Annotated in this window: 13 protein-coding genes; 7 read left to right on the forward strand and 6 right to left on the reverse strand. The window is 43.3% G+C overall.

Annotated features, from left to right (window positions below; genetic code table 11):
• Positions 1–194 (forward strand): zinc ribbon domain-containing protein (locus GVY04_10845; protein NBD16607.1); only part of this gene is annotated, 194 nt, incomplete at its 5' end.
• 294 nt (positions 195–488) lie between these two features.
• Here the strand turns inward: GVY04_10845 and GVY04_10850 are convergent.
• Positions 489–764 (reverse strand): DUF433 domain-containing protein, encoded by a 276-nt coding sequence (locus tag GVY04_10850; GenBank protein NBD16608.1) that lies wholly within the window; start codon positions 762–764, stop codon positions 489–491.
• A 178-nt stretch (positions 765–942) separates the two neighbouring features.
• Between GVY04_10850 and GVY04_10855 the strand changes: the two genes are divergently transcribed.
• The 4 genes from GVY04_10855 (at position 943) to GVY04_10870 (ending at position 3,372) form a co-directional block, all read left to right on the forward strand.
• Positions 943–1,110, forward strand: a complete 168-nt coding sequence (locus GVY04_10855; GenBank protein ID NBD16609.1) for a hypothetical protein — start codon at positions 943–945, stop codon at positions 1,108–1,110.
• Positions 1,111–1,416 carry a hypothetical protein gene (locus GVY04_10860; GenBank protein NBD16610.1) on the forward strand — a complete coding sequence of 102 codons (306 nt, stop codon included), beginning with the start codon at positions 1,111–1,113 and terminating at the stop codon, positions 1,414–1,416.
• Positions 1,413–2,558: a mechanosensitive ion channel gene (locus GVY04_10865; protein NBD16611.1), complete on the forward strand. Its 1,146-nt coding sequence runs from the start codon at positions 1,413–1,415 to the stop codon at positions 2,556–2,558. Before GVY04_10860 ends, GVY04_10865 begins: the two co-directional genes overlap by 4 nt.
• 523 nt (positions 2,559–3,081) lie before the next feature.
• The gene (locus GVY04_10870; GenBank protein NBD16612.1) at positions 3,082–3,372 is read left to right on the forward strand and encodes a zinc ribbon domain-containing protein; all 291 of its coding nucleotides are present in this window, start codon (positions 3,082–3,084) and stop codon (positions 3,370–3,372) included.
• Here the strand turns inward: GVY04_10870 and GVY04_10875 are convergent, their stop codons facing one another.
• The 5 genes from GVY04_10875 to GVY04_10895 all read right to left on the reverse strand — a co-directional run bounded on the left by GVY04_10875 (position 3,373) and on the right by GVY04_10895 (position 5,112).
• Positions 3,373–3,603: a CopG family transcriptional regulator gene (locus GVY04_10875; protein NBD16613.1), complete on the reverse strand. Its 231-nt coding sequence runs from the start codon at positions 3,601–3,603 to the stop codon at positions 3,373–3,375.
• Positions 3,584–3,853, reverse strand: coding sequence for a BrnT family toxin (locus GVY04_10880; protein NBD16614.1), 270 nt, complete (start codon positions 3,851–3,853; stop codon positions 3,584–3,586). The genes GVY04_10875 and GVY04_10880 overlap by 20 nt, the downstream gene beginning before the upstream one ends.
• A gap of 319 nt (positions 3,854–4,172) precedes the next feature.
• The gene (locus GVY04_10885; GenBank protein NBD16615.1) at positions 4,173–4,397 is read right to left on the reverse strand and encodes a hypothetical protein; all 225 of its coding nucleotides are present in this window, start codon (positions 4,395–4,397) and stop codon (positions 4,173–4,175) included.
• Positions 4,354–4,641, reverse strand: coding sequence for a BrnT family toxin (locus GVY04_10890; protein ID NBD16616.1), 288 nt, complete (start codon positions 4,639–4,641; stop codon positions 4,354–4,356). Before GVY04_10890 ends, GVY04_10885 begins: the two co-directional genes overlap by 44 nt.
• A gap of 69 nt (positions 4,642–4,710) precedes the next feature.
• Positions 4,711–5,112: a hypothetical protein gene (locus tag GVY04_10895; protein NBD16617.1), complete on the reverse strand. Its 402-nt coding sequence runs from the start codon at positions 5,110–5,112 to the stop codon at positions 4,711–4,713.
• A 144-nt stretch (positions 5,113–5,256) separates the two neighbouring features.
• Between GVY04_10895 and ribA the strand changes: the two genes are divergently transcribed.
• Both ribA and GVY04_10905 read left to right on the forward strand, forming a co-directional pair.
• Positions 5,257–6,930 (forward strand): bifunctional 3,4-dihydroxy-2-butanone-4-phosphate synthase RibB/GTP cyclohydrolase II RibA, encoded by a 1,674-nt coding sequence (ribA, locus tag GVY04_10900; GenBank protein NBD16618.1) that lies wholly within the window; start codon positions 5,257–5,259, stop codon positions 6,928–6,930.
• Between the two features lie 67 nt (positions 6,931–6,997).
• Positions 6,998–7,525: sodium:proton antiporter (locus GVY04_10905; GenBank protein NBD16619.1), on the forward strand; the 528-nt coding region annotated here is incomplete at its 3' end.

Here is a 7,525-nt window from a genome sequence, read left to right on the forward strand (position 1 = left end):
CCCCGAATTGTCCCACTTGTGATGGGAAAAGCCAACGCATTTTTTCGGTTCCCCACTTTAATCTCAGTTCTGGTGGCGCTTTCTTGAAAGCCAGACAAACCAGTGAACCGAAATTGGAAAAGCGAGAAAAAGAACCCTCGCAACCCAACTACCAAAGCCATAAGCGAGATCGACCTTGGATGATTGGTCATTAGTAGTACGGTTAATGCCCTCAAACGATTAAGGTTGGGGGCTAAAATCAATCAAATTAGAAACTGTTTAAGATCTGATCTCAATCATTCAGAATTGAACGTAGGTCTGATTTTCCCGCTGATTGTCACCCCGTGAGCTGACTAATTCAAGGAACCCTATTCGGTGTAAACTTTTTTCCTGAAGCAGAAAACGAATCAATCTTATTCAAGCGCGATCGCGCTTGATTGAGCAATACAGAGACTGTGTAATGCACCCGCTACTTTGAAACCATTAGATCACATTCTAATCGCGCAGGATCAAACTGACTGGGATAGTTTCCAATATTCAGCATCTTCTGCTTCTAGATCCGCTTCAATTTCGTTACGATTGGCGTGATAATAGGCTAAAGCAGCATAAATTTGAGCAAGGGTAAGATGACTCAGACGACGAGCAATTTCTTCAGGAGTTGCACCTTGTTTGTAGAGAACTGTTACCCGACGGACAGATGTTTTTGTCCCTGTGATCATCGGGCGACCTTTACCAACATCTGAGGAAGTTGTAACTAATGTACCAATATTAGTGGTAGCAGACATCATTGAGTTAACAGTAACAGGTTATTTTCTCTAGCCTATCGTTGAATGAAGAAGAGGAAGCGCGATCGACGCGGAGCGTCGCTGAGCTTTGCTCAATCGCGCCTTTTATTTACTGTTCATATTTTTTTCGATCAATTCGTTATGCTTTAGGAAGGTTAGAATTAAATGTTATTTAAAGATGAGTAACAAGCTAAGCAAGAAGCAAAAAACTAAAACAATTGGTGAACGTTTAGCAGAGGAAGAGATTATCTTTGGGGAAGGAGATATTAATTTATCAGAACGTGAAACGCGCAAAGCAAATGCTCATAAAGCGGTAAAAAAAACGTCATCGATCCGATTAATGTGAATGGATCAATTAGCATTAATAGACGCTGGTCCGTTAATTTCCTTTTATAACAAGCGCGAAAAATATCAAAAGCAGATTATCGAATTTTTTCGAGATACCTCTATTACTGAGCTAATTACAACAGATGCTTGCATTGCTGAAGTAATGTATAGCTTAGGGCAAATTAAGGGACAGTCTCATCAGCTACAGGCTCAATTTTCTCGATACATTAATAAAGAAATTTGGCATCGAGAAGCTTTAATACAGGAAGATTTCTTAAGAATCGCTGATTTATTCCAAAGATATAATAGCGAACAATACAGATGAAAGTTGTTGGTAATACAGCCATGTTGAGTGAACTCAGACAGTTTTTACTGCTAGACTCCGCTACCCGCACTTTATTATTGATTCCATTATTCTTCTCAGTCGTTATTTTTGTGGTGGCTTGTGCTCGGCTCCTCTGGTTTGGTCTGATCCAGATTGAGTTCGAGCTGTTCTATCAAACCAAGATTCGCATACTTTGGGAAGAAGTGATTCTGCCTGAAATCGCCCTTTTACAGCCCACAGTCCTCTTGTTAATAGCTGACATTATCACTCTCTCCATTGGTGCAGTCGATAGCAAGTTTGATCTAGATAATGTGATAGAAATACCCTTTGGTCTTGCAGCGGCAGCAGGCGTCATTGTCTTGGGGTCACGCATCGCTGATCGATTTTTAGATAAATACTTATTGGATGCGATTCGTAAAGAGCGAAAACTGAATCGAGAGCTATTAGGTTTGGCCAAAACAGCCGTCAAAGCTCTGTTTATTTTTATTGTTGTTGTCATCTTCTTCAGTGTGCGTCACGTTAATATCACGGCTTTCATTACTGGCTTGGGGGCCTTTGGCTTTGTGATTGCCTTTGTGGCTCGATCGCTATTAGAGCAAGTTTTAGGTGCTGTCGTCATCTACCTTGACAAGCCATTTGGAATCGATGATTACATTCGCTTGCCCGATGGAACCTTTGGTCGTGTAGAGGCGATCGGTTGGCGATCAACAAAAATTCGCTCATCAGGTCAAGCGACCCTGATGGTTGTTCCAAATAGTAACTTATTGGGACTCAATATTGAGAACTATATGGGTTCTAAACGATTAATGGTTCTTGGTAAGCTTGAATTCTTTGAATGCCTATCTGATGTAAAAAAAGCCTATATTCGCCAGATCATTCTTGAAAAAATTAGGAATACATCTAATGTTGAGTTTTCTAGCTTCTCGATCAACTTTGACGATCTGGCAGATGGTAGTGGTACGAGTCGGATCCAAGCACAAATAGGGTATTCATTTCCGTCCTCTGCCAGCCAAATGGGGGAGGAAATTCGTAGCAAAGTGATGAGTTTGGTAGGTAGCAACATTCGAGACACTCTAGCAGAACAAGGGATTCAGTATCAGTACTCGGTTAATCTAACAATCGATTCGCAAATTGCTGTATAGCAGTTATTCGATGGCGATCTGTGTCACGATCAATTTAGAACACCAAGATTATTAGACGACTCGAAACCATTTTTGGTATCGAACCGGGGAATACCGAAGTAGAATTTACGAGCGAATCTAATTCTAATAGGGCACGCGCGCGGGTCTCCTTCTTGATTTTAGGCTCTACTGAAAGTTCTAATGAAATCCGTCGACGCATGTTCCAGCTGAGTAGCCAAGAAATTATGACAGACTTGCAAGCCTATAACCTGAATTTCACAACCACCGAACCTGTTATTACTCTTGACACACCCATGCCACTTTAGGTCCAGAGAAGTCAGTGAAATCTTACAAAGTCAAGTTGACTGAGGTTATCGACTTGCTTGGAGGTCCCGAGAGCCGGTTCACGCAGTCAGTTTTTCAATTATTTTTATCTTGATGGTCAGTGCAACAGATTATTCTACAGGGAGGCTCTGCAGGAGCCTAACCCATCGCCGGAGCAGACACTCCGACCATCCTCTGTGCTCACGCATATTTTGTTTGAGTGCAGCTCACCTCTAGGCCGTTAGGTCTCCTTTCGTCGTCTAGATCAAGCGCGATCGCGCTGCGGGATTCTGCCCCGAATTGTCCCACTTGTGATGGGAAAAGCCAACGGATTTTTTCGGTTCCCCACTTTAATCTCAGTTCTGGTGGCGCTTTCTTAAAAGCCAGACAAACCAGCGAACCGAAATTAGAAAAACGAGAGAAAGAACCCTTGCAACCCAGCTACCAAAGCCATAAGCGCGTAGAGCTTGGCTCGTGTCGAAGACATCGTCCTTGGATGATCGGTCATTAATCAAGCGTTTTTGCTAGCCTCAAGCCGTTGCGCTAACCACACCTTAATGATGGACTCGCGAGTGACTCCTAAGCGTTGCGCTTGTTGATCAATCGCCTCCAGCATCCATTGAGGAAGATTGAGAGTTATGGCTTGAGGTTCATTTCCAGGGCGATGGGCTAAAGACAAATCTAAAAAAGGAGTGATGTCTTCATTATTATCAAATTTGCGATCAAATTCTTCTGCTTTCATAAAGGCTTATTTCCTCCTTGCGCGATCGTCGAACGGATATAATTCTGATTTTAGTATCTCGGTAAGTAATTACTGCTGACCAATACTTCTCTTTAATTTTTCCAATAACAATAAATCTCAGTTCATCTTCAGTTCTAGCAGGAATCTTAACTCGGTTGAAATCAAACCAAATTTGTTGTGCTTCTACAAAGCTGATTCCATGTTTATTTTGATTCAGGTTACTTTTTGAAGGATCAAATTCAAATTCCATTATTTGGTATTAAAACAAGTTGATTTCATTTGATCAGTACTTTCAACACAGCTATCAAAGTCACAAGCGCGTAGAGCTTGGCTCGTGTCGAAGACATCGTCCTTGGATGATCGGTCATTAATTAGGGTTTGCTAAAAAAGCCCAATTGTCAGCTTGGCAAGACAACAGATCGTAGGGTTTGCCTTGCCCACCCTATAATGTAGTCCTTCCGCTTTCGAACTATTATCGGAAATTATTCCCATCTTAGCCTGTTCACAATCCCCACAGCACCGTAAGAGTTAAAGTAAGCCCATACACTGAGCACGATCAGGTGACTTGCTCACTCTTCATCGTCTGGGAAGAAGTTGACTCCCAATAATTTCCCTGCGGGAAGTTGCCATCTTTGTTTGTCCTCTTCTAAAGGTGGATTATCTGGATCATCGAGAGCATTTTGAGTTAATTCTTCATCAGTCATATTATCCACTCTTTCCCAGTCTGTTAAGTCTCTAGCCAGTGCTTCTTTAGGGGTGATTTTTCCTTTGTCTCCAATAAATTTGACGTTCACGATAATTTGCCCTCCTAACACTAATAATTCTGATCGTACCGTTAGGGACAGCATAGACCACTACCAATATCCTATCTCCCCATTGACCCGTGACTTTATATCTAGGCTCTCCATAATCTTTGCGATCATCGACTTCTTGCACTAAGCCCTCTGTTTGCAGCAGCAGAAAAGCAGTGTAGAAATCAATTCCATGTTTTCTTATATTACTAAAACGTTTGTTTTCGTCCCAATCAAAATAAAGCACAATCTTGTTTTTACCTAGTTGGTACTCTTATTATTGATTGGGCGATTGTTCAAAAAGTGGTCAGTTTCGTTACTGATGTGATACCGCTAACAAGGTTGCCAAGATTTCAAAGGTTAATAGAATGGACATCCTTTTTCCTTCCAGCGCGATCGCGCTGAGAGATTCTGCCCCCAATTGTCCCACTTGTGAGAGGGGAAGCCAACGGATTTTTTCCGTTCCCCACTTTAATCTCAGTACCGGGAGTGCTTTCTTAGAAAGCCAGATAAACCGATGAACCGAAATTGGAAAAGCGAGAAAAAGAACCCACACAACCCAGTTATTAAAGCCATAAGCGCGTACAGCTTGGCTCGTGTCGAAGACATCGACCTTGGATGATCGGTCATTAGGAATCCGGTTAATGCGCCCAAATTGATAACTTTGGGGGCTTAACAAAGAAGAAAGGTGATTGCGATTAATTGAAGATTCAGGCACCGCGAGCGAGAATCTAAAGTAAACTCAAGAACTTTTGATCAACAGCGTTAATTATCAACTCATAGCGATCGCGCTGCTAAAAAGGATACAATCAAAACGGAAATCTGTTAAAAAAGTTTACATCAAAGCGTTTAACTCTTGATAGTGGATTCGCAAGCAACTTATCCCATTGAATTTGACCCCATAGAAGAAGCACTGGCTGACTTCCGTTCCGGTCGCCCCATTGTGGTCGTCGATGACGAAAACCGCGAAAACGAGGGCGATCTCATTTGTTCTGCCCAGTTTGCCACCCCCGCCATGATTAATTTTATGGCAGTGGAAGCACGAGGACTGATTTGTTTAGCCATGACGGGAGATCGCCTCGATACGCTGGATTTGCCTTTGATGGTGAGCAAAAACACCGATAGTAATCAAACAGCATTTACCGTTAGTATTGATGCGGCTAAACACCTGGGAACGACAACGGGCATTTCTGCTGAAGATCGCGCCCGTACCATTCAAATTGCCATTAACCCTACTTCTCGCCCGGAAGATTTAACCCGTCCCGGTCATGTCTTCCCCATTCGCGCCAAAGAGGGGGGGGTGTTAAAACGAGCGGGACACACGGAAGCGGCGATAGATTTATGTCGCTTATGTGGCCTCACCCCAGGCGGGGTCATTTGTGAAATCCAAAATCCCGATGGGTCGATGGCGCGTTTACCCGAACTTGCCGAATACGCCCAAAAACATCATCTGAAACTGATTAGTATTGCTGATTTAATTAGTTACCGTTTACAGCACGATCGCTTTGTGTATAGAGAAACCATTTGTCAATTACCCACTCAATTTGGCGAGTTTGAAATTTACGCCTACCGGAACCAACTTGATGATACGGAACATATCGCGATCGTGAAAGGCGATCCCAGCACTTTTGCCACGGAACCGGTCATGGTGCGGATGCACTCCGAATGTCTCACCGGGGATGCCCTCGGATCGATGCGTTGCGACTGTCGGATGCAACTGCAAGCGGCTCTAAAAATGATCGAAAATGCCGGAAAAGGGGTCGTCGTTTATCTACGCCAAGAAGGGCGAGGCATTGGTTTAGTGAATAAGTTGAAAGCCTATTCGCTGCAAGATATGGGCTTAGATACAGTGGAAGCCAACGAACGCCTGGGATTTCCGGCAGATTTAAGAGATTATGGCATGGGCGCACAAATGCTTAATGATTTGGGGATTAAACAGATTCGCCTCATTACGAATAATCCCCGGAAAATTGCTGGTTTGAAAGGATATGGCCTAGAAATTGTGGAGCGCGTGCCACTGCTGATTGAAGCAACTGATTATAACTCCGTTTATTTGGCAACTAAGGCGAAAAAACTCGGTCATATGTTGCTGCAAACCTATTTAGCCAGTGTCGCGATCGATTGGCGAGATAATGTGCAATCCGTGACCGACCGCTATCAACGCTTAGAACGGTTGCGGGAGTTAGCTAATGATTATCATCTTTTAGTACAAGAAGAAGCTCGTCCCGTCGCGATCGCGCTGTTTGGCACCCCCGATCTCACGGTTCATTTCGGCTTTGACCAAGCCAATATTGCTAACCCCGATTGGTACACAACCGCAGGGCATCCCTATGTAATTGCCATTTGTAAAATCTTGGATGAAATTGCCAGTTGGGAAGAAGTGAAACGTCTTGAATTTCTAATTTCTCCTGGTGATGACCCAATGACCGGCTTACAAGTTAAACTCAACCGTGAACCGCATCCGCAAGGAGAAAAACCGTCAGCGGTTTGTGGACATCTTGCCCCCCAAACGATTTATAGTTTTGTTAATGATTAATGTGAGTGATTCGTCATTACTTAATCAAGAAACAAAGAATCAACAATAAGGAACGAAGAACAAGCAAATGAGTGTTGAAGCCGCAATGGGCGACGAAGTGATTAAGGAGAATCTGGAACAGTTCCTCGTTGTTCTGTCGGTCTCTTTAGGAGTAGCGACCCTGTCTCAGATTTCCAGTTTCTTCCGACAAATTCCCTATACTTTACTCCTAGTCATTGTGGGCTTAGGGTTAGCTTTTGTCGATATCCGGTTAGTGAACCTTTCCCCAGAATTAATTTTAGAAATCTTCTTACCTCCTCTCCTCTTTGAAGCCGCATGGAATATCCGTTGGCGTAATCTAAAAAAGAACTTATTTCCAGTTGTTTTATTAGCGGTGATTGGCGTTGTCATTTCCGTGGTTGGCATTGGCTTTAGCCTCAATGCTTTTACGGGTTTATCACTGCCCATTGCTTTACTGGTTGGGGCAAGTTTAGCTGCTACAGATCCGGTCTCGGTCATTGCCTTATTCCGAGAATTAGGGGTTGGTGAACGCTTAACCGTTCTTATGGAAGGGGAAAGTTTGTTTAATGATGGGGTAGCCGTTGTTGCCTTTAGT

It is taken from the genome of Cyanobacteria bacterium GSL.Bin1 (assembly GCA_009909085.1).
In the GTDB taxonomy this organism is placed as follows: Bacteria; Cyanobacteriota; Cyanobacteriia; order Cyanobacteriales; family Rubidibacteraceae; genus Halothece.

What these genes read in the sequence shown, in the direction of transcription:
- GVY04_10860 (NBD16610.1), top strand. Translation starts at nt 1,111, where the DNA reads ATGGATCAATTAGCATTAATAGACGCTGGTCCGTTAATTTCCTTTTAT.
- GVY04_10855 (NBD16609.1), top strand. Translation starts at nt 943, where the DNA reads ATGAGTAACAAGCTAAGCAAGAAGCAAAAAACTAAAACAATTGGTGAA.
- GVY04_10875 (NBD16613.1), bottom strand. Translation starts at nt 3,603, where the DNA reads ATGAAAGCAGAAGAATTTGATCGCAAATTTGATAATAATGAAGACATC.
- GVY04_10850 (NBD16608.1), bottom strand. Translation starts at nt 764, where the DNA reads ATGTCTGCTACCACTAATATTGGTACATTAGTTACAACTTCCTCAGAT.
- GVY04_10880 (NBD16614.1), bottom strand. Translation starts at nt 3,853, where the DNA reads ATGGAATTTGAATTTGATCCTTCAAAAAGTAACCTGAATCAAAATAAA.
- GVY04_10865 (NBD16611.1), top strand. Translation starts at nt 1,413, where the DNA reads ATGAAAGTTGTTGGTAATACAGCCATGTTGAGTGAACTCAGACAGTTT.